The organism is Acinetobacter brisouii (assembly GCF_008993995.1).
Taxonomy (GTDB): Bacteria; Pseudomonadota; Gammaproteobacteria; order Pseudomonadales; family Moraxellaceae; genus Acinetobacter; species Acinetobacter brisouii_A.
The window spans coordinates 1-516 of record NZ_BKNN01000182.1 but is presented as its reverse complement, the minus strand read 5'-3'; the positions used below and the strand labels follow the sequence as shown (position 1 = coordinate 516).

Below are 516 nucleotides of genomic sequence, written 5' to 3'. Positions count from 1 at the left end.
CGGGTGCTGAATACAAACAAAAACAAATCAATGGTAACTTTATTGCGACCTCTGATTTGATCACTAAAAACTATGACAGCAAAATCAAACCTTATGTATTGGTTGGTGCTGGTCATTATAAATATGATTTTACTGATGTAACTCGTCCTAACCGTGGTAATTCAGAAGCAGGTACGCTTGCAAACGCAGGTGTAGGTGCATTTTGGCGTTTAAATGATGCATTGTCACTTCGTACAGAAGCGCGTGCAACTTATAACATCGATGAAGACTTCTGGAACTACACTGCACTTGCTGGTTTGAACGTTGTGATCGGTGGTCACTTGAAACCTGCTGCTCCAGTTGTTGATGTACAGCCTGTAACACCACCACCTGTTGTTGAGCCTCAACCACAACAGTTGACTGAAGACTTGAACATGGAACTTCGCGTGTTCTTTGATACCAACAAGTCAAACATCAAACCACAATACAAACCTGAAATTGCAAAAGTTGCAGAGAAACTTTCTGAGTATCCAAATG

General features: G+C 41.1%; 1 protein-coding gene. It reads left to right on the top strand.

The window, feature by feature from the left end:
• On the top strand, positions 1-516 hold a 516-nt coding region (locus GBN19_RS15555), incomplete at both ends, for an OmpA family protein (RefSeq protein ID WP_308469266.1).